This window comes from Yersinia vastinensis (assembly GCF_044905075.1).
In the GTDB taxonomy this organism is placed as follows: Bacteria; Pseudomonadota; Gammaproteobacteria; order Enterobacterales; family Enterobacteriaceae; genus Yersinia; species Yersinia vastinensis.
Window position 1 is genome coordinate 1763010 of record NZ_CP173260.1, and the last position, 26264, is coordinate 1789273.

Sequence of the window (26264 nt, forward strand, 5' to 3'; positions counted from 1 at the left end):
TTGTTAAAGCTCTACTGCTCACTTAATCTCGGATGAACCAACCGCCAAAGGGTGTGAGCGCACACCCTTGTGGAATCCCACGCTTGCGCGAAATATTGCCCTGCGGGTAAACCTCCGGCGTCTCTCGGGCTTAACGAGCCAGCGCGATGGGCATCATGGCCCGCTCACTCTACCCGCTATCCTTGTCGGCAATATTCCTGATTGAGCTTAACAACAAAGTCCAAAAACCCTGGTTTGTAGGTTTCGATGTTAAAAGCACATTTGAGCAGCCGAGTGACGAGATCAGGCAAGGAAAATGGGCAGGACGCCCGTTTTAGGCGCCGCGCGGAGGGGCCCGCGTAAAGCCGTCTGCCAGCCGAAACGATGAATGAGAGGACCCACGGAGTGGGTTAGCGATACGTGCGTAGGCGCAGGATTGTCAAGGGTGTGCGCCAACACACCCTTAACCGGTTGAGGCGATGGAGATTAGGTGAGCAGTAAAACTTTAACAACCGAGCTGAGCACCTAGTTCAAGCAAAACCATGAGGAAAAGCGCCCCACTAATTACGCCGCTCAAATGCCAATGCTCTGCGCTCCACCAACCGCATCAACAAGGTCAGTAAACCATTTACACACAGGTAAACTATCCCCGCCGCGCCAAATACCATCACGTCATAGGTCCGGCCATACATCAATTGGCTGTAACCCATAACTTCCATCAATGTGATGGTGTAAGCCAGTGAGGTACTTTTGAACACCAAGACCACTTCGTTGGAATAGGAGGATAATGCGCGCTTAAAGGCGAAGGGCAGCAAAATACGCAATGATTGTGCCTTCGACATCCCCAGTGCTTCACAGGATTGCCACTGACCCGCAGGAATGGCTCGGACAGCACCATAGAACAACTGAGTTGTATAGGCCGCGCTGTTCAATGCCAACGCAATCATTGCACACAGCCATGGTTGCGATAGCAGACTCCATAACCACGGATATTCACGGATAGCGGGGAATTGCCCTGGTCCGTAGTAGATCAAAAAGATCTGCACCAGCAACGGAGTGCCAGTGAACAGCGTGATATAAATTTTGACCAGCGGTGTGATGATGGGGGTTTTTAGTGTCAGCACAATGGTAAATAGCAGCGACAACACTAAAGCCACCAACAAGGAGGCGATGGTCAACGTCAGACTGGTGTGCAGCCCTTTGAGGATCTCGGGTAAATATTCCAGCATCAGGATGCGCTCCGTTCGAAACGGGTGGTACGAAGCTCAATCCATTTGAGCACATACTGACTCAGCAGGGTCACCACCAGATAGATCGCCGCGGCAATCATATACCAAGTGAAAGGTTCCTGAGTTCGGGTGGCAATGCTTTTGGTTTGCAGCATTAAGTCATTGACACTGATCAGCGACACTAATGCGGTATCTTTGAGCAGCACCAGCCATTGGTTGCCTAAGCCGGGTAAGGCATGACGCCACATCTGCGGCATGATCAGACGGAAGAAAATAGCCGCCTGACTTAATCCCAGCGCCTGGCCTGATTCCCATTGCCCAACGGGCACCGCTTTCAGAGCGCCGCGTAAGGTTTGTGAAGCATAAGCCGAATAAAGCAGGGCTAAGGCGATAACACCGCACAAGAACGGACTGACCTCGAAATCATCGATATTGAGCTTAATAGGTAGCTCAAACAGGTAGAGATTTAGAGTGAAGCCGTCAGATAGCATCATCAAGAGCTGAGAGGAGCCAAAATAGATAAACAGGACCACCAGTATCTCTGGTAGCCCGCGCAAAATGGTAACCCAGCCGGTGGTCAGGTAGCTGACCACTTTCCAACGCGATGATTCACAGACGGCAAACAGCATCGCCAGAACCAGACCGAGGGCTAGGGCACAAACGGCAAGGCCGACGGTCATGCCGGCGGCGCTTGCTAAAGGTTGAAATTCATTCATGGGTGCTTAAATTACTGCTGGAACCATTTTTTGTAGATTGTCTGATAGGTGCCATCTGCTTTAACTTTCGCCAGTGCAGCATCTAACTTACCCTGTAATTCGGTGTTGTTTTGACGAACCGCAATACCTAAACCAGTACCGAAATAGTTAGCGTCAGTCACTTTGTCACCCACCGCAACCAGTTGGTCATTCTGCTTAAGCCACTCATTGACCACGGCAGTATCACCAAACACAGCATCCAGACGGCCATTTTTCAGATCAAGAATGGCATTCTGATAGCTGTCATAAGGCACTGCGGTAATTTCAGGGTGTTTCTCCATCAAGAATTTCTGATGAGTGGAACCATTTTGCATACCTACGCGCTTGCCTTTCAGCGCAGCCATGTCAGCAACTTTGCCTTTCTCTGCAATAAACAGTGCGGAGTTTTCATAGTAAGGTTGGGTGAAAGCCACTTGTTTTTGGCGCTCTGGGGTGATGTCCATCCCAGAGATAACCGCATCAAAACGTTTGAATTTCAGGCTTGGGATCAAGCTGTCAAAGGCTTGATTGGTAAAAGTACATTCGGCTTGCATCTCTTTACACAGCGCATTAGCCAGATCGATATCAAAGCCCTGCATTTTATTATTAGCATCAATAAATTCGAATGGCGGGTAAGTTGCTTCAGCAGCGAAACGGATAGTTTCAGCGGCAGAGGCAGACAAACTGATACTGGCGAGGACTGCAGCAATTATTAATTTTTTCATCGCAAATTCCCAAATAGATATCAATGTGACAGATAGCTGGCAAAAGCTTCAGTTGTTGGTTGTGTAAAGTGGCTGGCATCGCCTTGTTCCACTACGTGACCATTTTCCATATAAACCACGCGGCTGGCCGTTTTGCGGGCTACTTCCACCTCATGGGTAACAATCACCTGAGTGATGCCCGTTCCGGCCAATTCACGGATGATACTGACGATTTGCGCGGTAATTTCTGGGTCAAGTGCCGCGGTGGGTTCGTCAAAAAGCAAAACCTGTGGCTCCATCATCAATGCACGGGCAATCGCCACACGCTGTTGCTGACCACCAGAAAGGTGCAAGGGGAAGCGATCGGCAAAATCAGTCAAACGCAGACGCGTCAGTAACTTTTGCGCACGTGCCATGGCTTCATCTTTTGACAAACCCAGCACACGGCAGGGGGCTTCAATCAGATTTTGTACCACTGACAGATGCGGCCAAAGATTATATTGCTGGAAGACCATACCTACATTCTGACGCAATTCGCGAATAGCTTTTGCGCCCGGAGCTTGAGTAAAGTCGAAGTGATTTCCAGCGATCTGCAAGGTGCCTGAACGAGGCATTTCCAGCAGATTAAGGACTCGCAGCAATGAGCTTTTACCGGCGCCACTTGGCCCTAATAGCACTAAGGTCTCGCCCGCAGGGCAATCCAATGTAATGTCGAACAGCGCCTGATGCACGCCGTAGTAACAGTTAATTCCGTTAAGTTGAATACTCATGCGCCAAATCTGAATAGCCAATGATGCGGTGAATGGTAACTTCCGCGGCATACTTATGCAATCTTTGTGCGTTAAAATTTATTAATAACCCGTGTTACAGCGGTATGGCAGCATAACATTTGGATTTGAATGCTATCCAAGGGAATTTGTCATGCGATGAATAAATCTGACAGAGTATCCGCAGTGTGGGCTAAAAAATAACCAAAATAAGTTTATTCTTATAAATCAATACGTACCGGTTTGATGGAATAAAACCGGTACAATTTTATGTTCGTTATCTTTTAAGCGGCGGAGGTTTATCGATCACCCAAAAGTTGGCGCAAGCTGCTGGCTGGGGCAGAGACGCCCATAAAGCGGATATCATCAACAACCCAGCATGTTCCCTCGCGGATCATCAACACTTCATCTTGCCATGCTACCGATTTCCCGCCTGCGGTTTGATGGGTCAAATTGACGCGTAACGGAATATTCCGGGCATCGGTATTGGGAATGGTTGAGGCGCTGGCAACCTCAGCGCTGGTGCTACCTTCACGCAGGCTGGTAAATATATCGCCATTAATGGTTTGTGTTGGATTCGCTTGGCCGGATGTGCGATGACTCGCTTGTTTTCTGACCGTTTGAATTCTTTCGTAGAGTGCTTGACTCAGATAAGGGCGGAATTGAGCAGATAAATTATCATCAGGTAAACCATTTAGATGCCCAATTTGCTGAATGCGTAGATCATAGAATTTTTGTGCTACCTGATCGGGCCCGCCTTCAACGCAAGGTGCGCTGCGGCTGCTGATATCCTTAAATGCCGGAGAGACGGTGTTGGTACAGGCGCTAAGTAAAACAGCGAGGGGAAGAATTAGGGCAATACTTTTCTTTTTCATATAAGGACCTTAAGTGAAAGAATCTATTATGAAAGTGATTGTAGTATATACCCAAAGAATGTGGAGTTGCAGCCCGGCAGCATGAATGGCAAATCAGCATCAACTTCAGTAACGATGGTTGCTATCAACCGCGCAATTTACCGTGTTCTCTTAGCCAGCGGGCAGTGCGAATAATGCCTTCGTCTAACGATACTATTGGGCGATAACCTAATTCCAACTCCGCACGGTGGGTGTCCAGTGTCAGATCAAAATTGAGTTTGGCGACACCATAATGTGTCAGTATCGGCTCTTTTTTTGCTTTGTTTCCCAGCTTCTCCATCGCTCTGGCCATGATATCCATCATAGGATAAGGCACGGACCGGATACGGCAGGTCATCTGTAACTCTTCCAGCAGATGTTGCACGATAGTGCGTAGAGGGCGGGGTTGTTGATTGGTAATATTATAGGCTCGACCGGACAAGGTCTCTTGGCTTTGGGTTGCTCGCCACATGGCATGTACTGCATTTTCCAGATAAGTCATATCCACCAATGCATCGCCACCACGGGGCAGCAGCAGAGTGCCATAATACTTAATCATTTGTAGCAAGCGTGGGAGCATCACGGTGTCATGGGGGCCGAACAAACCTTGCGGACGCAAAATAGTGAAATGGGTCTGCGGATTGGACAGCGCCAATTGCTGAATAACTTCTTCTCCAGCCGCTTTACTGCGTGCAAAATCATTGGCAAAACGCGCCGGACGGAAATCTTCCAGAATATTACGATGATGATGGTAATCGAAATAAATGGCTGGCGAGGAAACATGAATGAAATTCTCGACACCATAAGCCGCAGCCCATTCACCCAAGCGGCGTGTAGCGCGGACGTTTGCCAATTCAAAAGCCTGCTCTGTGCCCCACGGTGAGGTGAAACTGGAACAGTGCCATAATGTATCGACACCCGCCAACATGGCTTTTGCCTGTGAAGAAACCAAATTCGTCAGGTCTGCGTGAATAAATTCAGCGCCCATTTTTGTCAATAATGCGCCCATCGCCGAGTTGTTGCCGGTGGCGATGACTTTGATGCCCTGACGACGGAGATATTCAACGGCATTTCGGCCTAACCCGCAGGTTGCACCGGTAACCAATACCTTCATAACGAATTCGGTTCCCACCAAGAATCAGAATGCTAGAGCTTCGAATTATTCGCCCAGCAAATAAGATGCCATTCTTCCGTGAAATGATGCGCTATGCAATCAGAAACGACTTATACCTTTCATCTTTCAAGTCACCGGGGGGGGTTGGCTGCTCTCGCTCACCCGAATCACTGACTGATGTAAACTCATCGGGATTAATGAACCTCATCCTTGAGGCGCATCCTGCTGACTCGCGCAGGCGCTGCTCAAATCGGTTCCCGACCGATTTGTTTCTCCTTTGCCGCCTACCTGTATCTTGGAATCTATTGGGTATGCTTGTCATTCTTTGAACTGGGCAGAGCGCGACTTTCTTGGTTTTTTTCGCGGTCATATTGTTCGGCTAAGGTCGTGATTCGTTTGGCCATACCCCGGAAAATAAATAGGTGCGCTGGCATCATCACAAACCAATACAGTAATCCGTTAAAACCGGCCGGATGCCACCATGCCCGGACATCAAAACTCCGACGCCCACCCAATTCTTTGATAGTAAATGTCAAACGCCCTAAACCCGGTGCTTTCATGCCGAACATCATCGCTAATTGACGTAAGGGTTTTAGCGTAATCACTTTCCAGCCATCAATCAGGTCACCCAATTCCAGTGTTTCTCGATCCGGGCGGCCATAGACAACGCCGCCGCCAGCAATATCATCCATCCAGGCTCGGATTTTCCAGAGTGGATTACCATAGAAATAGCCCTCTTTGCCGCCAATTTGTTGTACCACATGCCACAGTGCTTCACTGGATGCGGTGGTATAGAGTTGGCAGCCGGCCTGTTTAGGATAAAAACCATAACCCGGCCGCCAGCGAGCACGCGCCTCAGGGTCATATCCCCAATCAGGTGAATCTACGACTTCATCCTCACGACGCAATGTCTCTTTGACTGCATCGTCAAACCGGATGAGTTGTTGGGGGATAAGCGCCTGTAACGCTTGGCCGTCAGCCGGTAAATCGTGGTTCAGTCCTTCAATCAATGCACTGGCAATCGAGGTGGGTACAGAGGTGATCATGCTGATGAAGTAGACTGAGATAAAACGGGTTGGCAATGGAATAGGGACCAGCCAGCGCCGTTTACCACTGATGGCAATAAAGCGCTCAAATAGGGTCTGATAGCTAATATATTCCGGCCCAGCAACATCAAAAATACGGTTTTCGGGGGCCGGATGATTGAGTAATTCGGTTAAGTACACCAGCAAGTTTTCCAGCGCAACTGGGGATGATTTTGAACGCACCCAGCGCGGAGGCGTCAGGATGGGCAAGTTGTAAACCATATCGCGCATCACCTCAAAGGCGGCAGAGCCAGGGCCGACGATGATACTGGCGCGCAGTTCTGTCACGGGGATACCGCTTTGACGCAGCAAGTCGCCGGTCAGTTTACGGGCAATCAGATGAGCGGAGCTATTATCATCCGGCTGCAATGCGCCCAAATAAATGATCTGCTTTACCGAAGAGGATGCGTCGGCTAGATGTTGTTGAAGCGCTGTTTTCACATTGTTGGCAGCAATACGTTCCTGCTCAATCAAATCTTGTCCGTCTCCCATGCCATGCACTAGATAGTAAATAACATCAATATCTTGCAAGGCGGCACTGAGGGTTGCGGGTTGATAAAGGTCAACAAAGCGGCAATCAACACCTAGCCATGGTTGCTCTTTCAGCCACTCAATACGGCGTGCAGCAGCAACGACATGGTGCCCTTGCTGACTGAGTCTGGGCACCAGATGTTGGCCGATATAGCCACTAGCACCTAGCACTAATATCCGTTGTGGCGTCATGAGCGCTGCTCGGCCAAAAATTCGCGCCACAATGCAACCACTTTTTCCAGATCTGCACGACTGATATTGATGTGAGTAATCATCCGAGTGATAGGGGCTGCGCTGATTAATACGCCACGTTCGCGCATCCAAGGGCCAAGTTTGGTAGCGAAATCGGCAGATTGCTTAATATACAGCACGTTAGTTTGTGCTCCGGGGGCCACAATTTCGACATCCAATGCGCGCAATTGCTGCTCTAGCCAGAGCGCATTATCGTGGTCATCTTTGAGCCGGGCGACGTTATGTTCCAATGCGTATAACCCCGCAGCCGCTAGAATGCCGGCCTGCCGCATGCCACCGCCGGTCATTTTGCGCCAGCGACGGGCACGATGAATATATTCAGCACTGCCGCACAGCAGGGAACCAACAGGTGTTCCCAAGCCCTTGGAAAGACAAATGGTTAGCGTGTCGCAATATTGGCTGATTTCACTCAGTGGAACATTCAATGCTACAGCAGCATTAAATATACGTGCGCCATCAATGTGCAGCGCGAGTTTCTTTTCACGAGTCAATGCCCAAGCTTGCTGCAAATAACTGAGTGGCAAGACTTTACCACTGTGGGTATTTTCCAAACTTAACAGCCGAGTTTGGGCAAAATGAATATCATCGGGTTTGATAGCTGCCAGAACCTTGTCCAAAGGCAGTGTGCCGTCATCATTGGCATCAATAGGTTGCGGCTGGATGCTGCCGAGAACTGCAGCTCCACCCGCTTCATATAAGTAGTTATGCGCCTTTTGGCCAACAATATACTCTTCTCCGCGCTGACAATGAGTGAGCAGCGCCACCAGATTTGCTTGGGTGCCGGTCGGCAAAAATAATGCCGCTTCTTTACCGGATAACCGCGCAGCTTCTGCCTCCAAAGCATTCACCGTTGGGTCATCACCATATACATCATCACCCACTTCGGCATTGGCCATAGCATTGCGCATCTCAGCGCTTGGTTGCGTTACTGTGTCACTACGTAAATCAATCAGCATAATTTTCTCACGGGCTAGATAAAGAAAAGAGTTGTTTCATCATAGCGAGAATATTGAAACAAAAAAGCCTACTCACACGTTATTTGTTTTAAATAACAGATTACGTCTGAGAGTCCGGTTTATTTGCTGATTTTATTCTGTTTTTTATTTAATTGCGTGTGCGATAGCCAGCGCTGTATTCAGTCGCCCTAGCGGCTTGCCTTCTTTATTCGTAAAAAATTGCTGTTCCAGCGCGTTGGCATCCATCTCATCAAGCAGTTTTAGATGATGGCTATTTAGGAAAGTCTCCAGATGTTCTTTCTCTATACCAAAAATCCAATGTTCACCAATATTTCTTAACCCTTCAAAGACTTCTATTGAACCATATGAGGTGTTATCTCCGGTGAGGACATCGGAATAAACATAGTCGAAGATAATTTCACTGCCAGTGGGGGCATATGAGCTAATCGCAGAGAAAATACTCTCCACAGTGTCAGGGGGTAAATACATGATTAACCCCTCAAGAAGAAACAGGTGTTTTTCTCCTGCTCGATTTGGAAATTCCTGCAAAATTTCAGCCAAATTTCTCTGATTAAAATCAGTGGGGATATAGCGCAGGTTTGGTGGAGTGGGGATACTAAGCTCTTGTAACTTTGCTATTTTATTCTTTTGCGATACTGGATGGTCAAATTCATAAACACAGCTTTGTTGTAGCTGGTTCTGAAATCTGATCACTCTGGAATCAAAACCGGCACCAAGAATAAAGATATTGGCAAACTCACTGGCATGTAATTGAAAAAATTCATCTATATATTTTGTTCGGCTAATTAAAAATTCATAACTGCCTGCCGGTATCTGTGGCGAAAGAATATTGCCTGGCATCAAGAATGATTTTTGTGTCATTGAAAAAAATGAGGTTAAGGAGTGTGAGATTAATAATGATATATAGTCATCTGTTTTGTATCCTTCCCTTTTTTCGCCATAAGATTTTGCTCTGAGTATGCAAATTAGCTCCGCGGAGGGCGAGAAATCTGACATAGTGTTTTTTGCCATTTTATTTATCCCCGAGAAAGATTCGATTGTATTGTGATTTTACGCCGCACATGATTGATATAAAACAGCCTCATGCACCAGCTCAATTTTCATCTGTATGCAATATGAAAACTGTTAGCTGAGGGAGAAAAATACAATCATTATTTGCCAATGATATCGGTATAAAGCCGATATCATTGGCCGGAAAGACAAAGAAGATATTTTATGAATTGGCGTGTCGGCACTTAACGCAGCCAGTTAGTTTTTGCCAACTCGACCACCTCATCACCTCGGCCATTAATGATTGCCCTAAGCATGTAAAGGCTGAATCCTTTGGCTTGCTCAAATTTGATTTGTGGTGGCATTGATAGCTCTTGCTTGGCGGTGACAACGTCCACTAAGACTGGCCCCGGATGGGCAAAAGCGCTCTCCAGTGCGGCATCTAATTCAGAGGCTTTTTCTACCCGGATCCCTTTGATGCCCGCAGCATTAGCAATGGCGGCAAAGTCTGGGTTATGTAAGTCAGTGCCATCGGTTAGATAGCCCCCGGCTTTCATCTCCATTGCTACAAAGCCCAGTACACTGTTATTAAATACCACAATTTTTACCGGCAATTTTAGTTGCGCCAAGGTGAGGAAATCCCCCATCAGCATGGTGAATCCGCCATCACCACACAGAGCAACCACTTGTCTATTGAGGTCGGTGGCTTGTGCTCCAATAGCTTGTGGCATGGCATTGGCCATTGAACCGTGATTAAACGATCCGAGTAAGCGCCGTTTGCCGTTCATTTCCAGATAACGGGCAGCCCACACCGTGGGAGTGCCAACATCGCAAGTAAAAATGGCATCATCAGTGGCATGGCGGCTGATTTGTTGTGCCAGATATTGTGGGTGAATGGGTTGATTGTCATTAGCTGTTGCCAGCCCATCGAGATCTTTACGGGTGGTGCGATAGTGCTCCAGCGCTTTGGTCAAAAATGTGTTATCACTTTTAGCTTCCAACTGGGGCAATAGGGCACCCAGCGTCGTTTTGATGTCACCAACCAGAGCCATATTGACCGGGCAGTGAGCCCCGATACTCCCCGGGTTGATGTCAATCTGGATGATATTTGCGTTGGTTGGGTAAAATGCGCGATAGGGGAATTGTGTTCCCAGCAACACCAAGGTCTCGGCATTGATCATGGCGTGATAGCCAGAGGAGAAACCAATCAGGCCGGTCATTCCCACGCTGTAGGGATTATCCCATTCAATATGTTCTTTGCCGCGCAGGGCATGCACCACAGGCGCTTGAAGCATTTCAGCTAATTTCACCACTTCATCGTGGGCATCGGCACAACCACTGCCGCACATCAAAGTGATGTTTTTCGCCTTGTTCAATGTCTGTGCCAAAATATTCAACTCGCTCATTGGCGGCTGAACTAGCGGTAATTTAGGTGTTTGCCACACCACGGCGGCATCCTCTGGTGCAGCTTGCAACGCTACATCACCGGGTAACACAATCACTGAAACCCCTCGATTAAGGATGGCTTTACGCATGGCAATTTCCAGCACTCGGGGTAATTGTTCTGGGTTGGAGACCAATTCACAGTAGTGACTGCATTCGCGGAACAGTTCTTGCGGGTGGGTTTCTTGAAAATAGCCGCTACCAATTTCGCTGGAGGGAATGTGTGCGGCGATAGCCAGAACCGGGACATGGTTGCGATGGCAATCAAACAAGCCATTAATCAGATGCAGGTTGCCAGGGCCACAGGACCCCGCACATACGGCCAGTTGCCCGGTGAGTTGCGCTTCAGCGCCAGCAGCGAAAGCAGCAACTTCTTCATGGCGAGTGCCCAGCCATTCAATCGTGCCCATGCGGTGCAGGCTATCACTCAAGCCATTGAGTGAATCCCCGGTTACCCCCCAAATTCGCTTAACGCCAGCTTGTTCCAACGTTTTTGCGACCAGTGTTGCCACAGTTTGCTTCATTGTTGTTCCCTCAAGGATTAATGGCGAGTCATTATTCTATGAGGTCAAAGTATGGCGCGTTTAACAATATTTGCCCCATTAATGGTAGAGAGAGACCGCGATGGGGCAGTTAAAAATAGACTTTAGGCCAGTTGAATATCCCCTTGTAACTGACAACTGCAAGCCAAAACATAGCCTTGGGAAATCTCTTCTGGCGTTAATGTCATGGTGCTGGTCGTGGTATATTCGCCATGTAGAATGCGCGTTTTGCACGAACCACAAACACCGGCACGACAAGCTGCCATCACTGGGACTTTGTGCTGCTCCAGCGCAAATAGGAGCGACGCGCCGACTGGAACTTTCACGCTGCGCAGCGGGTGGCTGATGGTCATTGTCAATTCATTGCTGGTATCAATCGCCTCATCAGTGGGGCGGAATTGCTCTTTCTGAAAATGATCACTGGGAACCGACTGTTCGCGACAATATTGCTCGACCCAATCCATATAGGGAGCAGGCCCGCATGTCATGACGCGACGGCGGGCAATGTCTGGGGCAACTTGTTGCATAACCTGCGCATTGATTCGCCCGGCAATAAACCCAGCAGTGGCTTCTGACTCAGCCATTAATGTGAGTTGTAATTGCTGTGGATAGTGTTGCAATAGTCTTTGCCATTCATCTGCAAAAATGACATCCGCAGGTGTTCGGACATTAAAAATCACCCGGATATCAGCTTGCGCGCGTCGGGCTAACAAGTCGCGACACATCGACATGACAGGAGTGACACCGCACCCAGCGGCGAGCATCAGATAATGGTCGTCATCAAAATGGGCGCAAGTAAATTCACCTTGAGCATCTGACAGCCACAGATAATCCCCCTCATTGACCTGTTGAGTCAGCCAGCGGGAACCTTTTCCGTCGGCCAGACAGCGCACTGTTAATTGGATAAAGGGACTTAAACCGGGAGTAGAAGAAAGCGTATAAGCCCGCAGAGTCTCATCACTGTTACAGATGCTGACTAAGGCATACTGCCCCGGCAAATAGGGGTAAAAATCATGATTAATTAAGTGCAAGCTCCAGACATCGGGGGTTTCTTGCACGATAGAATGGACTTGCATGCGATTTGGGCAGAGGGGCGTTGGGCAATCGGTTGGGATAAAATCGGTCATCGGGGCCTCACAACGAATCTGGATAATAGGCAAAAAAAACAGTAAAAAACCATGAGTAAAAGCCCGGTCAGAGATAAGAAATGCATTAACCGGGCAGGTTGTTTTCGGCTTACTGGCCCAAAATCTCGTTCATATCCTGTTCTACGGTAGTGATTGGCCGCATACCAAATTTCTCATAGAGAATGGCCATCAGATTGTCGGTCAGGAATCCCGGCGCAGTTGGACCGGTATAGATATTTTTTACGCCCAATGACAATAAGGTCAGTAGAATAACAATGGCTTTTTGTTCAAACCAAGACAGCACCAAGCTTAGTGGCAGGTCATTGACGGTACAACCTAGTTTTTCTGACAGCTTCACTGCCAGCATAATCGCTGAATAGGCATCGTTACATTGACCGACATCCAGTAAGCGCGGCAATCCTTCCAACGTCCCAAAATCCAGTTTGTTGAAGCGATATTTGCCACAAGCCAGAGTCATGATGATGCAGTCTTGCGGTACACTGCGGGCAAAGTCAGTGAAGTAACTGCGCTCTGTGCGACTACCATCACATCCGCCGACCAAAAACACGTGGCGTAATTTTTTACTCGCAACCAAATCAATGACAGTGTCGGCAGCATTCAGTAGTGTTTGGCGACCAAAGCCCACCGTAATCAGATGTTCTAGCTCATTGTATGGGAAACCCGCCATGCTTTGTGCTTGTTCAATCACGGGTGCAAAATCCTCACCTTCCAAATGATTGACACCTGGCCAGCCAACGATACTACGTGTCCAGATGCGGTCGCCATAATGGCCCACATTCGGGTCAATGATACAGTTGGATGTCATCAAGATAGGGCCGGGGAATTTGGCAAATTCCGTCTGCTGATTCTGCCAACCGCTGCCGTAGTTACCCACTAAATGCGGGTAGCGCTTCAATTCTGGATAACCGTGGGCGGGCAACATTTCACCGTGGGTGTAAATATTCACTCCGGTTCCCTGTGTCTGCTCCAGTAGCATTTGTAAGTCTTTGAGGTCATGGCCGGAAATCAGAATGGCTTTACCGGCAACTGGGCGCACGTTAACAGACGTTGGCTGTGGATCACCGTAAGCTTGGGTTTCACCACGGTCTAAAATAGCCATGACATTGAAGTTCATTTTGCCAATACCCATGGCGTTATTGAGCAGGGTATCGACATCACGTGGCTGTGTGCCCAACCACGCCATATAGGCATGGTATTGGGCATAAATTTGTTCATCATACTGGCCCAGCACATGTGCGTGCTCCATGTAGGCCGCCGCTCCCTTCAGACCATACAAACACAGCATCCGCAAACCATGAATATCATCACCAACATCGGCTTTGTCACTGTTCAGCGCAAATTGTTGTGATTGTTGTAGCAGGGTAGGAATGTCGTCTGACTGCAATTGCAGTTCGGCCAGCGGATGATCGACAGTGATGGTGCTATCGAGCAGGCGGCAACGGATAGCCAGTGACTGGCGTAATAGAATGGCTTCTTTGGCATAACCGATGATGCGGTCAGAATCAAAGTTTACATTGGTTAAGGTTGAGAAAAAGGCTCTGGGTGCAAAGCTATCAATTTGATGGTCAACAATACCAAGCTCGCGGGCTGTCAGTGCCCACGCTGAAAGCCCTTGTAGTACGGCAACCAATAAATCTTGTAAATCAGAGGTTTCGGCGGTTTTTCCGCACATACCCTGCGCATAAGAGCAGCCATTGCCCGCAGGTGTTCGGATGGTTTGTTCACATTGCACACAGAACATAATTGTTTTTCCTTTTAAAGTTGCATTTGTAATGCGTGTTTAAAAGCATAGATGCGCTATGGAGGTTTAAAAAGGCTTTTCTTATGCAACTTTAACTTGTTTTGATTTGGCGCAACTTTTGCTGCGAATGAGAATTTATTCAGTTTTGATGGGAATGTAGCGCAGTGAGCCAAGAGACCCTCTGCGCAACAGGAAGATTAAGAGGAAAAGAAAGCAATCAAGACAGGAGCCAGCAAACTCAGTAAGAAGCCGTGTACGATAGCTGCGGGAACCATTTCTATACCACCACTGCGCTGTAATACCGGCAGAGTAAAGTCCATTGAGGTCGCACCACACAAGCCCAGTGCTGTGGAGCGACTACGGCGTACCAAGGTTGGAATCAGCATAATAGCCACTAATTCGCGGGCCAAATCGTTGAAGAATGCGGCACTTCCAATTACTGGGCCGAATGTGTCGGTTAATAAAATACCTGACAATGAATACCAGCCAAAGCCAGAAGCCATAGCCAATCCAGTTTTAATTGGTAACCCCATCAAGACTGCGGCGAGTACACCGCCAGCTAATGCACTGACCGCCACCACAAACGCTACAATGGTGCCTCGGCGGTTTAAGACAATTTGGCGTAAAGTCATGCCACTGTTACGTAATTGAATGCCCACTAAAAAGAGCAGGAAGATCAACGCCAATTCGCTACCCTGCGCGGCAAACTGCAACCATGCCCATTGGGTCAACCCCAGCAGAAAACCAACAATGACCACACCGCACAGTTTTAATGATTCCAACGCCATATGCAGACGTGACGGTAACGCTTCCTGACGATGCGTGTTTTTCCAAGGAGTTTTGCGTTCAAGTAAAAACAGGGCGAATAAATTGGCGCAAAAAATACACAGAAAAAAGACGCTGGTATATTGGAAAATAAGCAGCAAGTTAGCGCTGAGATTTTCCAGAAATGCCAGGCTGATGCCCATAAAAAATAAAATAACGTAGACCATCCAGCTCAATAAGCGGTTGATCAACTGAATTAATGATTTGCGGCTAAGTGGGATCAGATAACCAATAATTAACGGCAAAAGAATGATTAGCAATCCTGAATACACGAGTTATACCGTCCTATACCGCTTTTCATTGAGGCTTACTGAAATGCCAATGACTTTGGGTATTATTTGCAGATGAATAATGGGCTGTGGCGCAATAAGCTATCTAAAATCAGGGAAAGAGTAAAGCAACACCGGTTGCCGTGGTACTTGACCTATAAGGTTTTTTTGTTTCAGATAATCAGGTAATAGATTAAGCCCGCTATCTGATAATATCAGTATGAATACATTCGCACCGGAGGCGTAGCATGTATCTTGAACGTGTCGATATTGTTGGTTTTCGCGGAATTAATCGCATTTCATTGAATCTTGATGATAATACAGTGCTCATCGGTGAGAATGCCTGGGGCAAATCCAGCTTATTAGACGCCTTAACATTACTGTTGTCCCCCGAACCTCAACTTTATCATTTCACCTCGCAGGATTTTTATCACCCAGCGGGCGATGAAAGTGCCAAAGAACGTCATTTACAAATTATCTTCACGTTTTGCGAAAAAGATATTGGTCACTGGCGAGCCCCCCGTTATCGCCAGTTAGCGCCGCTATGGATAAAAAACGACGATGGTTTACATCGTATTTATTATCGTATCGAGGGGGAGTTGGCGGACGACGACACGGTGTGCACTTGGCGTAGTTTCCTCGACTTAGAAGGGCAACCACTCGCTTTGCACGATATTGAAAAATTGGCGCGGGGAGTGATTCGTATTCATCCCGTATTGCGATTGCGGGATGCGCGTTTTATCCGTCGTCTACGCAATACCGCTGCTGAAAATAATCGTGAACCTGATAAGGCCGCATTGAATCAACAATTGGATCAGTTGAGTCGCGAGTTAGTGCGTAATCCACAGAAACTGACGAATTCTGAGCTGCGCCAAGGGTTGGAAGCGATGCGCCAGCTGCTGGAGCACTACTTTGCCGAGCAGGGGTCGCAGTCAGCAAATTTGCGTAATCATCGCTATCGTCCGCAGCCGGAGCGTGAGGCTTGGCTCGCTCTCGATAGTATTAATCGCATGGTCGCGGAGCCAAATAGCCGCAGTATGCGATTAATTCTACTGGGAATGTTTTCAACATTGCTGCAAGCAAAGGGGCCGTTAAGCCTTGACCCACATGCTCGACCACTGCTGCTGGTAGAAGACCCTGAAACCCGTTTACATCCGATTATGCTGTCTGTTGCTTGGGGGCTGCTCAGTCAACTTCCTCTGCAACGCATCACCACCACCAACTCAGGTGAGTTAATCTCATTAGTGCCAATCGAGAGTATTTGTCGGTTGGTCCGTGAGTCTTCTAAAGTTGCCACTTACCGTCTTGGCCCACGAGGAATGAGTTCTGAAGATAGCCGCCGCATCGCTTTCCATATTCGTTTTAACCGCCCTTCAGCACTGTTTGCTCGTTGTTGGCTACTGGTTGAAGGTGAAACAGAAATTTGGTTACTCAATGAATTAGCACGCCAGTGTGGTTATCACTTTGAAGCTGAGGGGGTCAAAGTTATTGAATTTGCACAGAGTGGTTTGCGCCCATTGTTGAAATTTGCCAACAGGATGGGAATACAGTGGCATGTTCTGACTGATGGTGATGATGCGGGTAAAAAGTATGCCGCGACGGTACGGAATATGGCGGATGATGGCCGTGACCATGAACGTGATCGCTTGACGATATTACCGGCACCCGATATGGAGCACTTTTTGTATCGCGAAGGTTTTGACGGGGTGTATCACCGGATCTCCGGCATTCCGGATAATGCCAAAATGCAGCCACGTAGGGTGATTGAGAAAGCGATTCATCGCACGTCCAAGCCAGATTTAGCCATTGAGGTTGCCAGCCAAGCGCGGGACTGGGGGGTAGAGTCGATCCCCCCGTTACTGAAAAAAATGTTTTCTCGTGTGGTGTGGTTAGCGCGCGGACGTGCTGATTAGCGGGAATGTAGGCGGTCTGAGTTTAGTTGCGGGTAAAATGCGCGCTCAGACCGCTCTCAAGCTGTTCAAGCAACTGATAACGGCGGCGATATTCGGCACGTTTTTTACTGGCAATATCTTCAATCGGCTTACGTGCAATTCTGGCCGGTAAGCGGAAATGACCATCCGTGCACTGTGTTCCACCCAGAGAAATCCAGAAATTATCGTAATCTGCGTGCAATTTATCTTTTTTCTTCGCCCGGTAACGCCAGTTTTGATAAATATGAGTGGCATTTCCTACAGCGATAATATTAGTTATTCCCATCAATTCAGCCAAACAGCCAGTGGCCTCCAAAACTAAACGTTTAGGGAATAAGCCGTAACAAGCTTTAGTGCTGGTTTGAATTTCGCTGTGCGGGGTTCCATTATCTGCGCCCTGTAACCCACCAATAAATAAAGTTTTTTGATTTTGATAATAAAAGAGACTGAACGTCAGCAGTGCCAGTGTTTGCTGTTGCTCATTGGCGAGCATCAGCGTAATTTCGCCTTCTTTATTGAGTTTCGGAAAACAGCCCAAATAAAGAGAATACTTTTCATCATTTTTGCCCGTTAACTCTGCCAGTTTATAAGGCAAGTAATGCAAATAGTTATGACGTAATGATTCAGGCATACATTGATTCATCAGCTGGAAATGATCCTGTAGTACCCCAAGTTTCTGGCGGTTATTAAGTGTATTGGCCAGATACGGACGATGTAATTTACAAGGCAAATCAGGTTGAGCGCGTAGTATGCTGTTGAGAAGAGGCTGCTTCACCAAAACACCGAGGAAGTTAAAGGTCAACCTTGGGCAGATTAAGGCCCGAGCAATAAATTTAAGCCGAAACTGTAATTCTTTCCATGAACCACCGAGTGCTTGATGACCTTTGAATAGCAATGTAATTAACCCCCAACGGTTAATATTGTTAGGGATTAATGCGGTATTGTTAATGTTATGCATGATGAAATCCGTTATATCAATATATTTCCAGCGACATTGAAACAAACAGGAACTAAACGGAGTCTCAATGCATCTTAGATTTCACCTGTTGCTCTATGGGCATTGATATCTGGTTTAGCTAAATGAGAATTTCCGATGCTATTTTCAGCGGATTAGTTATTTCAATTTAAGGAAGGTAATTGCTTTGATGCAGTTAAGTAGAAGTCAGCGCCGATGGTTTATCGCAATTGCTGCGTTAGTTATCGGTGGCTTTTTCATTATTAGGCACCTAATGGCGCCTGCACCGGTTCAATTTCAAACCGTAAAAGTGGCTAATCGTGACCTGCAACAAAATGTACTGGCAACCGGTAAACTTGATGCTGTGCGTAAAGTCGATGTTGGTGCGCAGGTCAGCGGACAGTTAGAAAAACTGTATGTGGAAATTGGCGATCAAGTTAAGCAAGGGCAATTGCTAGCGATGATTGACCCACAGCAGGCGCAAAACCAAATTAAAGAAGTGGAAGCCACATTGCAGGATTTGAATGCACAGTTAGGGCAGGCGAAAGCCGAGATGCAACTGGCTGCAGTGACACTGCGTCGCCAACAAGACTTAGCGAAATTACAGGTGGTTTCACGTCAAGACTTGGATCAAGCAACCACGACTCTGGCGGTGAAAAAGGCGCAAGTTGAGACTATCAATGCGCAGATTAACAAAGCTAAGGCCAGTCTGGATACCGCCAACATTAATCTGGACTACACCAAGATTTCGGCTCCAATGGATGGTGATGTGGTGCAAATCACAACCTTACAAGGCCAAACTGTGATTGCCGCGCAACAAGCACCCAATATTCTGACGCTGGCAGATATGAGCACTATGCTAGTGAATGCACAAGTTTCAGAGGCTGACGTTATTCACCTCAAACCGGGAATGAAAGCGTCTTTCACCGTACTGGGCGATCCTGGGAAACGCTTTGATGGGGTATTAAAAGACATTCAACCTACACCAGAAAAAGTGAATGATGCCATTTTCTATTCAGCGCGTTTTGAAGTACCGAATCCGGATCGATTATTGCGCCTGCAAATGACTGCGCAGGTATCAATTCAGTTAGCGAATATTCCGCAAGCGATGGTTATCCCGTTGTCAGCGCTAGGGGATGAGTTGGGGACTAATCGCTATCAGGTCGCGGTACTGAAAGATGGCAAGGAAGAAAAACGCGAAGTGACCATTGGCATCCGTAATAACGTCGATGCGCAGGTGGTTTCGGGCTTGAAAGTGGGTGAGGATGTCATTGTGAGCCGCGGCGGGGCGGAGGAAGCATAATGTCGGCATTGCTTGAACTAAAAGGCATCCGTCGTAGCTATCAGTCCGGCGAAGAAACCGTTGATGTTTTACAGGATGTCTCACTTACTATCCATGCTGGCGAGCTGGTAGCTATCATTGGTGCTTCCGGTTCAGGTAAATCGACACTGATGAACATTCTTGGCTGTTTGGATAAGCCGAGTGCCGGTGTTTACCGTGTCGCCGGCCAAGATGTTGCGGCATTAGATAATGATGCGCTGGCGGCATTGCGTCGTGAGCATTTTGGTTTTATTTTCCAGCGCTACCATCTGCTGCCTCACTTGAGTGCCGCTCATAATGTGGAAGTCCCTGCTGTTTATGCTGGTTTGGGCAAAAATGAACGCCGTGAACGGGCGACCATGTTATTAACCCGCTTGGGGTTAGGCGAACGTGTTGGTTATCAGCCTAATCAACTCTCTGGTGGGCAACAGCAGCGAGTCAGTATTGCCCGTGCATTGATGAACGGCGGGCAGGTGATTTTGGCTGATGAACCGACTGGGGCACTGGATAGCCATTCCAGTGTCGAAGTCATGGCTATCCTGAAACAGCTACAACAGCAAGGGCACACGGTAATTATCGTGACCCATGATCCGAATGTTGCTGCTCAGGCGGAGCGGATTATTGAAATCAAAGATGGCCGCATTATGGCCGACTCTGGTTCGAAAGCAGCGCAAACAGTCACCACGTCGGAAGCTATCAGCCTGACGCCACCAGCACCATCATGGCAACAATTAGCCGGTCGTTTCCGTGAGGCGCTATTGATGGCCTGGCGTGCAATGTCAGCCAACAAAATGCGTACTGCGCTGACGATGCTGGGCATCATTATCGGGATTGCATCTGTCGTCTCCATCTTGGTCGTTGGTGATGCGGCGAAACAGTTGGTATTGGCAGATATTCGGGCAATTGGCACTAATACGATTGATGTCTATCCGGGCAAAGATTTTGGTGATGACGACCCCAGTACCCGGCAAGCGCTGGTCCACGATGATATGACTGCATTGAAAGCGCAAGCTTATGTCAGTGCCGTATCCCCGACTATCGCCGGTAGTATGCGGCTGCGGTATGGCAATATTGATGTGGCGGCCAGCGTCTCCGGGGTTAGCGAACAGTATTTTCGAGTGTATGGTATGAAACTCGAACAAGGAACGGCCATCACCCGTGAGCAGGTTGAACGCCAATCGCAAGTCGTGGTCATTGACCGTAATACTCAGCGCCGCTTGTTTCCGCATCTTAAAGAGGTGGTCGGACAGGTCATATTGATTGGCAATATGCCTGCAACGGTTGTGGGGGTGGTGGAGGAAAAGCAATCCATGTTTGGTAGCAGTAAAGCGCTGAGAGTATGGGTTCCTTATAGCACCATGGCGAGTCGCTTGATGGGCCGTTCCTATTTTGACTCGATCACTATTCGCATCAAAGAGGGCTATAGCAGCAAAGAGGCCGAACAGCAGTTGGTCAGGTTATTGACTATGCGCCATGGTAAGAAAGATATCTTCACCTACAACATGGATAGCTTGCTGCAAACCGCGGAGAAAACCACTCGAACCATGCAACTGTTTCTGACATTGGTGGCAGTGATTTCGCTGGTGGTTGGTGGGATTGGTGTCATGAATATTATGCTAGTGTCGGTAACGGAGCGTACCCGTGAAATAGGTATTCGTATGGCCGTAGGCGCGCGTTCCAGTGATGTTATGCAGCAATTTTTAATTGAGGCGATCTTGGTTTGTCTGGTCGGTGGGGCGCTCGGTATTTCACTCTCCTTTGCTATTGGTTTGGTTGTGGAAATGTTTTTACCTAACTGGCAAATTGCTTTCCCTCCAATGGCATTATTCAGTGCTTTCCTGTGCTCAACGGTAATAGGGGTAGTGTTTGGCTATCTACCGGCCCGCAGTGCTGCACGGTTAAATCCTATTGATGCATTAGCACGTGAATAATTGACATTGAGTCAAGGGTTGATATTAGCGACGTTGGCCGCATAATAGGAAAGTAATAAAGAAAAATGCCAGTCATTGTTGGCTGGCATTTTGAACAGATGTTTGAATGGTTATCGATGTAAGATAGCAACAAATCGCCTTGGCAATACCTTTGGCACCAGCGTGTTTTAGGTGATGGTATGCTTGAGATAAACAGGCAGAGAAGTGCGCGGTGTCAGGCCAATGCAGCGAGTTCCTGCGGTACAGCTTCTTGCAATACCACCTCTAACCCGATTGGAACAATGAGGCTGGCATGGTTTCCTTTTGGTCCCTGATGGACATCAAAGTTAACCATCTGACCTGCTTTTAACGTTCGGTAGCCATCCATCTGGATAGTTGAATAGTGAGCGAAGATATCTTCGCCGCCGCCCTCAGGGCAAATAAAGCCAAAACCTTTGGCATTGTTGAACCATTTAACAGTACCCGTCTCCATACTTCTACGTTCCTCGCAAGGCTATTCTAGTTCGAGATGAGGTAATCACTGGTTAAAGTGAGCGCGAATTGGTTAAAACTCCAACAGCTCACGAAAATACACTCTAGTGGAAATGGCCTTAACGTCAAGGGGGCGGCTTTTGTCTTACTGAGGCAGTTCTTCAAAGTTTGATGTAGCTAACGCTATTGTACTTATTTGGATACAATTTAACCGTTTTTAATGCGAATACACCAACTTCTTTCTCTGGCGGCGTTATGGCATAAGTGATGTTAAAATAATAATAGATATCTGCATGAAATGGTCTTATAACCGGAGTGAGATGTTGCTCCTGTATGGTTCAGTGAAATGATGGGCAGGCAATGGGCAAGAACAACGACTGGCTGAATTTTGAACATTTAGTCAAAGATAAACAAATCGAGGCGCTCAAACCGCCGTCTATGTATAAAGTTATACTAAACAACGACGATTACACACCGATGGAATTTGTGATTGACGTTCTGCAAAAGTTCTTTTCTTATGATATTGAACGTGCAACACAACTGATGCTCAATGTGCATTACCAAGGAAAGGCGATTTGTGGTGTTTTTACTGCCGAGGTGGCAGAGACCAAAGTCGCACATGTAAATCAATACGCCAGGGAGAACGAGCATCCGTTGCTTTGTACGCTGGAAAAAGCCTGATTAAGGCAATTATTGGGAGGTGCCTATGCTCAATCAAGAACTTGAACTCAGTCTCAATATGGCTTTCGCCAGAGCGCGCGAGCACAGACACGAGTTTATGACCGTGGAGCACCTACTGCTGGCATTGCTAAGCAATCCAGCCGCGCGGGAAGCGTTGGAAGCGTGTTCAGTTGACTTGGTGGCATTACGCCAAGAACTGGAAGCGTTTATCGAACAAACCACACCGACATTACCTGTGAGTGAAGAAGAGCGCGACACCCAGCCGACGCTCAGTTTCCAGCGCGTGTTACAGCGTGCGGTTTTCCACGTCCAGTCATCAGGGCGCAATGAAGTCTCTGGTGCCAACGTGCTGGTCGCCATCTTCAGTGAACAAGAGTCTCAGGCGGCCTATCTGCTACGTAAGCATGATGTCAGCCGTCTGGATGTAGTGAACTTTATTTCCCACGGCGCCCGTAAGGACGAACCGGGTCAAGCACCGAATGCAGAAAATCCGGTGAATGAAGAACAGGCAGGAGGGGAAGACCGTATGGAAAACTTCACCACCAATCTGAATCAACTGGCCCGCGTTGGCGGCATTGACCCGCTTATTGGTCGCGACAAAGAACTAGAACGCACCATTCAGGTATTGTGCCGTCGTCGTAAAAATAATCCGCTGTTGGTGGGGGAGTCTGGCGTCGGTAAAACGGCTATTGCGGAAGGTCTAGCCTGGCGAATAGTGCAGGGCGATGTTCCTGAAGTCATGTCAGAGTGCACATTATATTCATTAGATATAGGTTCTCTGCTCGCCGGTACTAAATATCGTGGTGATTTTGAAAAACGCTTTAAGGCGCTGCTGAAGCAGTTGGAAAATGACAAAGATAGCATCCTATTTATCGATGAAATTCACACCATTATCGGGGCGGGTGCTGCTTCAGGTGGGCAGGTCGATGCTGCTAACTTAATCAAACCACTGTTATCCAGTGGCAAGATCCGGGTTATTGGCTCTACGACCTACCAGGAGTTCAGCAATATCTTCGAAAAAGATCGTGCGTTGGCGCGACGTTTCCAGAAAATTGACATTACTGAACCAACACCGGAAGAAACTGTTCAGATTATCAATGGCTTGAAACCAAAATATGAAGCGCATCATGATGTGCGTTATACCGCGAAAGCAATACGTGCAGCGGTGGAGCTGTCGGTTAAATATATCAATGACCGCCACCTACCAGATAAAGCAATTGACGTAATTGATGAGGCAGGGGCGCGTAGCCGTCTGATGCCGGTAAATAAGCGTAAGAAAACGGTCAATGTGTCGGATATTGAATCCGTGGTTGCCCGTATCGCCCGTATACCGGAAAAAACGGTATCTGCGAGTGATCGCGATGTACTGAAAAATCTGAGCGACCGTCTGAATATGTTGGTATTCGGTCAGGACAAGGCCATTGAGGCACTGTCAGAGGCCATCAAGATGAGTCGTGCAGGGTTGGGCCATGAGCATAAGCCTGTTGGTTCTTTCCTGTTTGCTGGTCCAACTGGGGTCGGTAAAACGGAAGTCACGGTGCAATTGGCGAAAGCACTGGATATCGAACTGCTGCGCTTTGATATGTCAGAATATATGGAGCGTCATACGGTTAGCCGCCTGATTGGTGCACCTCCAGGCTATGTTGGCTACGACCAAGGCGGTCTATTAACCGATGCGGTCATAAAACATCCGCATGCTGTTCTGTTGTTGGATGAAATTGAGAAAGCGCATCCAGATGTGTTTAATCTGTTATTGCAGGTGATGGATAACGGCACACTGACGGATAACAATGGTCGTAAAGCTGATTTCCGTAATGTCATTCTGGTAATGACCACCAATGCCGGTGTGCGGGAAACACAGCGCACCTCTATTGGTTTTAAACAACAGGACAACAGCACTGACGCGCTGGAAGAGATCAAAAAAGTGTTTACGCCGGAGTTCCGTAACCGGTTGGATAACATTATTTGGTTCAACCACTTGTCACCGGCCGTAATCCAGCAAGTCGTCGATAAATTTATCGTTGAATTGCAGGCGCAATTAGATGCTAAAGGTGTGTCGCTGGAAGTCAGCGAAGAAGCACGCAATTGGCTGTCTGATAAAGGTTATGACAAGGCAATGGGCGCACGACCAATGGCGCGGGTCATTCAGGAAAACCTGAAAAAACCGCTGGCAAACGAGTTACTGTTTGGTTCTCTAGTTGATGGTGGTTCGGTCACCGTTGGGCTGGATAAAGAGAAACAGCAACTGGCTTATGAGTTTCAGAGCGCACAGAAACGCAAAACTGAAGGTGCGGTTCACTAAGGTCAGTCAGTAGCTAATACTGTAATAGTTTGATATTCAGAAAAATAAAGGGCGATAAGCTAATTTAGCTATCGCCCTTTTTATTTTTTTGCACATTTTGCTTTTGTTTGTTCGATAAATAAGTTTTGCGATGAATGGATCGCATCAAACCGACAAATAAAAGAAAACGCAAAACGCCCTTGCCATGATAGGAAGGGCGCCGGAGGGGGACTACATCCTCAGAGCTCGCGAGTCGGCGACTTGCGACAGATTAGCCGATTAACGGCTACGGAAGACAATGCGGCCTTTGCTCAGGTCGTACGGGGTCAGCTCTACAGTGACTTTGTCACCCGTCAGGATGCGGATATAGTTTTTACGCATTTTACCGGAGATATGAGCGGTTACCACGTGCCCGTTTTCCAATTCAACACGGAACATGGTGTTCGGCAGCGTATCAAGAACGGTGCCCTGCATTTCAATATTGTCTTCTTTGGCCATCGAATCCTCTAGGTGTAACTACCTTAGTTTTTAACCGGCAAGATAATGCCGAAAAACCCACATTATGTAAAGAAGTGTTGGCGGTCATCGCACCATTTCCGCAAAATTAGTCTGCCGGTAAGAGGGGGATAAAGCCTAATGTGGGGTTCTTTATCAGTGGTTGAGCTTTACTGCATCGCGGATGAAACATTCAACGATTGCGGTAACCAGCATTCAGCCGGTAGTGGACTAAACTGGAGTTGACTCAACTGCTGCAAAAAAAAGTTGCGTGGGATCTCAATCGCACCCAGCGACGCAGTGTGAGCGTTGAGGACCTGACAGTCAATCAGTTCTCCACCATGATGGGTAAAATGATGACAAAAAACCATTAATGCGCTTTTTGACGCATTGTCAGCACGGCTAAACATGGATTCACCGCAAAACAGAGAACCGACAGCAATCCCATACAAACCGCCAACCAGTTCATTTTCCAACCAAACCTCAACTGAATGGGCATGACCCAAAGCATGAAGTTGACTATAAGCTCGCTGTACATCTTCACCAATCCAAGTTCCCTCATCGCGTTGAGAAGCACAGGCGCGGATGACATCTTCAAAAGCATGATTGAGTGTAAAACGATAAGGACAACGGCGCAGAAAGCGCCTCATGCTTCGACTAATATGTAAATCTTCAGGAAACAACACCGCCCGAGGGTCAGGCGACCACCATAAAATCATCTCACCTGGACTGAACCAAGGGAAAATCCCTCGTTGGTACGCTGCCAGTAAGCGAGGTGCAGATAAATCCCCGCCAAGAGCTAATAGCCCGTTGGGTTCGCGCAGAGCCAGCTCAGGGGAGGGGAACACGAATGATTGAGATGAAAGCTGTGTGATGCGCATAAATCCCCTTGGTGACGTTTACAGGCCCATATCCTTCGCGTTTGGCGTGGCAGATATTAGCTTGCTATCTGCCACGTCATAAGGTTGGATTTAA

Annotated in this window: 22 protein-coding genes; 5 read left to right on the plus strand and 17 right to left on the minus strand. The window is 47.8% G+C overall.

What is annotated here, in order from left to right:
- Window positions 1-539 precede the first annotated feature (539 nt).
- The 13 genes from artM to ACIOG0_RS08270 all read right to left on the minus strand — a co-directional run bounded on the left by artM (window position 540) and on the right by ACIOG0_RS08270 (window position 15226).
- On the minus strand, window positions 540-1208 hold the full coding sequence (gene artM, locus ACIOG0_RS08210) for an arginine ABC transporter permease ArtM (protein WP_050097084.1): 669 nt from the start codon (window positions 1206-1208) through the stop codon (window positions 540-542).
- Window positions 1208-1924 carry an arginine ABC transporter permease ArtQ gene (gene artQ / locus ACIOG0_RS08215; protein ID WP_050097085.1) on the minus strand — a complete coding sequence of 239 codons (717 nt, stop codon included), beginning with the start codon at window positions 1922-1924 and terminating at the stop codon, window positions 1208-1210. Before artQ ends, artM begins: the two co-directional genes overlap by 1 nt.
- Window positions 1925-1935: 11 nt before the next feature.
- Window positions 1936-2667 (minus strand): arginine ABC transporter substrate-binding protein, encoded by a 732-nt coding sequence (gene artJ, locus ACIOG0_RS08220; RefSeq protein ID WP_050097086.1) that lies wholly within the window; start codon window positions 2665-2667, stop codon window positions 1936-1938.
- Window positions 2668-2687: 20 nt separating this feature from the next.
- Window positions 2688-3416, minus strand: coding sequence for an arginine ABC transporter ATP-binding protein ArtP (gene artP, locus ACIOG0_RS08225; RefSeq protein ID WP_042839384.1), 729 nt, complete (start codon window positions 3414-3416; stop codon window positions 2688-2690).
- Between the two features lie 296 nt (window positions 3417-3712).
- Window positions 3713-4288: a lipoprotein gene (locus tag ACIOG0_RS08230; protein WP_050139716.1), complete on the minus strand. Its 576-nt coding sequence runs from the start codon at window positions 4286-4288 to the stop codon at window positions 3713-3715.
- Between the two features lie 124 nt (window positions 4289-4412).
- Window positions 4413-5420, minus strand: coding sequence for an NAD(P)-dependent oxidoreductase (locus ACIOG0_RS08235; protein ID WP_128450879.1), 1008 nt, complete (start codon window positions 5418-5420; stop codon window positions 4413-4415).
- A gap of 302 nt (window positions 5421-5722) precedes the next feature.
- Window positions 5723-7228: a DUF2867 domain-containing protein gene (locus ACIOG0_RS08240; protein WP_128450964.1), complete on the minus strand. Its 1506-nt coding sequence runs from the start codon at window positions 7226-7228 to the stop codon at window positions 5723-5725.
- Window positions 7225-8244, minus strand: a complete 1020-nt coding sequence (gene ltaE / locus ACIOG0_RS08245; protein WP_050139714.1) for a low-specificity L-threonine aldolase — start codon at window positions 8242-8244, stop codon at window positions 7225-7227. The genes ACIOG0_RS08240 and ltaE overlap by 4 nt, the downstream gene beginning before the upstream one ends.
- Before the next feature lie 144 nt (window positions 8245-8388).
- Entirely contained in the window at window positions 8389-9276 is an 888-nt protein-coding gene (locus ACIOG0_RS08250; protein WP_128450878.1) for an SAM-dependent methyltransferase, read from the minus strand.
- 224 nt (window positions 9277-9500) lie between these two features.
- The gene (poxB, locus tag ACIOG0_RS08255; RefSeq protein ID WP_050097092.1) at window positions 9501-11222 is read right to left on the minus strand and encodes a ubiquinone-dependent pyruvate dehydrogenase; all 1722 of its coding nucleotides are present in this window, start codon (window positions 11220-11222) and stop codon (window positions 9501-9503) included.
- 122 nt (window positions 11223-11344) lie between these two features.
- A complete protein-coding gene (gene hcr, locus ACIOG0_RS08260; RefSeq protein WP_145582017.1) occupies window positions 11345-12367 on the minus strand; it encodes an NADH oxidoreductase in 1023 nt (340 codons plus the stop codon).
- Window positions 12368-12476: 109 nt separating this feature from the next.
- The gene (hcp, locus tag ACIOG0_RS08265; RefSeq protein ID WP_050097094.1) at window positions 12477-14129 is read right to left on the minus strand and encodes a hydroxylamine reductase; all 1653 of its coding nucleotides are present in this window, start codon (window positions 14127-14129) and stop codon (window positions 12477-12479) included.
- A 197-nt stretch (window positions 14130-14326) separates the two neighbouring features.
- Window positions 14327-15226 (minus strand): lysine exporter LysO family protein, encoded by a 900-nt coding sequence (locus tag ACIOG0_RS08270; protein ID WP_050097095.1) that lies wholly within the window; start codon window positions 15224-15226, stop codon window positions 14327-14329.
- A gap of 245 nt (window positions 15227-15471) precedes the next feature.
- On the opposite strand from ACIOG0_RS08270, the gene ACIOG0_RS08275 reads away from it, so the two are divergent.
- Window positions 15472-17136 carry an ATP-dependent endonuclease gene (locus ACIOG0_RS08275; protein ID WP_050097096.1) on the plus strand — a complete coding sequence of 555 codons (1665 nt, stop codon included), beginning with the start codon at window positions 15472-15474 and terminating at the stop codon, window positions 17134-17136.
- Between the two features lie 22 nt (window positions 17137-17158).
- Here ACIOG0_RS08275 and ACIOG0_RS08280 read toward each other — a convergent pair whose 3' ends face one another.
- Window positions 17159-18112, minus strand: a complete 954-nt coding sequence (locus ACIOG0_RS08280; RefSeq protein WP_128450876.1) for a VirK/YbjX family protein — start codon at window positions 18110-18112, stop codon at window positions 17159-17161.
- A 187-nt stretch (window positions 18113-18299) separates the two neighbouring features.
- Between ACIOG0_RS08280 and macA the strand changes: the two genes are divergently transcribed.
- Together macA and macB are read left to right on the plus strand one after the other, a co-directional pair.
- Entirely contained in the window at window positions 18300-19412 is a 1113-nt protein-coding gene (macA, locus tag ACIOG0_RS08285) for a macrolide transporter subunit MacA (protein ID WP_050097098.1), read from the plus strand.
- Window positions 19412-21361 carry a macrolide ABC transporter ATP-binding protein/permease MacB gene (macB, locus tag ACIOG0_RS08290; RefSeq protein WP_050097099.1) on the plus strand — a complete coding sequence of 650 codons (1950 nt, stop codon included), beginning with the start codon at window positions 19412-19414 and terminating at the stop codon, window positions 21359-21361. The genes macA and macB overlap by 1 nt, the downstream gene beginning before the upstream one ends.
- A 214-nt stretch (window positions 21362-21575) precedes the next feature.
- Here macB and cspD read toward each other — a convergent pair whose 3' ends face one another.
- On the minus strand, window positions 21576-21833 hold the full coding sequence (gene cspD / locus ACIOG0_RS08295; protein ID WP_050097100.1) for a cold shock-like protein CspD: 258 nt from the start codon (window positions 21831-21833) through the stop codon (window positions 21576-21578).
- 359 nt (window positions 21834-22192) lie between these two features.
- Here cspD and clpS point away from each other — a divergent pair, with 359 nt between their 5' ends.
- Complete coding sequence (clpS, locus tag ACIOG0_RS08300) at window positions 22193-22513, plus strand: ATP-dependent Clp protease adapter ClpS (protein ID WP_004389612.1); 321 nt, start codon at window positions 22193-22195, stop codon at window positions 22511-22513.
- Between the two features lie 25 nt (window positions 22514-22538).
- Window positions 22539-24815, plus strand: coding sequence for an ATP-dependent Clp protease ATP-binding subunit ClpA (gene clpA / locus ACIOG0_RS08305; protein ID WP_050097101.1), 2277 nt, complete (start codon window positions 22539-22541; stop codon window positions 24813-24815).
- Between the two features lie 258 nt (window positions 24816-25073).
- Here clpA and infA read toward each other — a convergent pair whose 3' ends face one another.
- Window positions 25074-25292 (minus strand): translation initiation factor IF-1, encoded by a 219-nt coding sequence (infA, locus tag ACIOG0_RS08310; protein WP_002211347.1) that lies wholly within the window; start codon window positions 25290-25292, stop codon window positions 25074-25076.
- A gap of 167 nt (window positions 25293-25459) precedes the next feature.
- Entirely contained in the window at window positions 25460-26170 is a 711-nt protein-coding gene (aat, locus tag ACIOG0_RS08315) for a leucyl/phenylalanyl-tRNA--protein transferase (RefSeq protein WP_050097102.1), read from the minus strand.
- Window positions 26171-26264: the final 94 nt, after the last annotated feature.

Coding starts and splice junctions, on each gene's coding strand:
- artJ (WP_050097086.1), bottom strand. CDS start 2,667: ATGAAAAAATTAATAATTGCTGCAGTCCTCGCCAGTATCAGTTTGTCT.
- poxB (WP_050097092.1), bottom strand. CDS start 11,222: ATGAAGCAAACTGTGGCAACACTGGTCGCAAAAACGTTGGAACAAGCT.
- clpS (WP_004389612.1), top strand. CDS start 22,193: ATGGGCAAGAACAACGACTGGCTGAATTTTGAACATTTAGTCAAAGAT.
- aat (WP_050097102.1), bottom strand. CDS start 26,170: ATGCGCATCACACAGCTTTCATCTCAATCATTCGTGTTCCCCTCCCCT.
- ACIOG0_RS08280 (WP_128450876.1), bottom strand. CDS start 18,112: ATGCATAACATTAACAATACCGCATTAATCCCTAACAATATTAACCGT.
- macB (WP_050097099.1), top strand. CDS start 19,412: ATGTCGGCATTGCTTGAACTAAAAGGCATCCGTCGTAGCTATCAGTCC.
- hcp (WP_050097094.1), bottom strand. CDS start 14,129: ATGTTCTGTGTGCAATGTGAACAAACCATCCGAACACCTGCGGGCAAT.
- hcr (WP_145582017.1), bottom strand. CDS start 12,367: ATGACCGATTTTATCCCAACCGATTGCCCAACGCCCCTCTGCCCAAAT.
- ACIOG0_RS08235 (WP_128450879.1), bottom strand. CDS start 5,420: ATGAAGGTATTGGTTACCGGTGCAACCTGCGGGTTAGGCCGAAATGCC.
- ACIOG0_RS08230 (WP_050139716.1), bottom strand. CDS start 4,288: ATGAAAAAGAAAAGTATTGCCCTAATTCTTCCCCTCGCTGTTTTACTT.
- artM (WP_050097084.1), bottom strand. CDS start 1,208: ATGCTGGAATATTTACCCGAGATCCTCAAAGGGCTGCACACCAGTCTG.
- cspD (WP_050097100.1), bottom strand. CDS start 21,833: ATGGAGACGGGTACTGTTAAATGGTTCAACAATGCCAAAGGTTTTGGC.
- ACIOG0_RS08240 (WP_128450964.1), bottom strand. CDS start 7,228: ATGACGCCACAACGGATATTAGTGCTAGGTGCTAGTGGCTATATCGGC.
- clpA (WP_050097101.1), top strand. CDS start 22,539: ATGCTCAATCAAGAACTTGAACTCAGTCTCAATATGGCTTTCGCCAGA.
- infA (WP_002211347.1), bottom strand. CDS start 25,292: ATGGCCAAAGAAGACAATATTGAAATGCAGGGCACCGTTCTTGATACG.
- ACIOG0_RS08275 (WP_050097096.1), top strand. CDS start 15,472: ATGTATCTTGAACGTGTCGATATTGTTGGTTTTCGCGGAATTAATCGC.
- artQ (WP_050097085.1), bottom strand. CDS start 1,924: ATGAATGAATTTCAACCTTTAGCAAGCGCCGCCGGCATGACCGTCGGC.
- ACIOG0_RS08250 (WP_128450878.1), bottom strand. CDS start 9,276: ATGGCAAAAAACACTATGTCAGATTTCTCGCCCTCCGCGGAGCTAATT.
- ltaE (WP_050139714.1), bottom strand. CDS start 8,244: ATGCTGATTGATTTACGTAGTGACACAGTAACGCAACCAAGCGCTGAG.
- artP (WP_042839384.1), bottom strand. CDS start 3,416: ATGAGTATTCAACTTAACGGAATTAACTGTTACTACGGCGTGCATCAG.
- macA (WP_050097098.1), top strand. CDS start 18,300: ATGCAGTTAAGTAGAAGTCAGCGCCGATGGTTTATCGCAATTGCTGCG.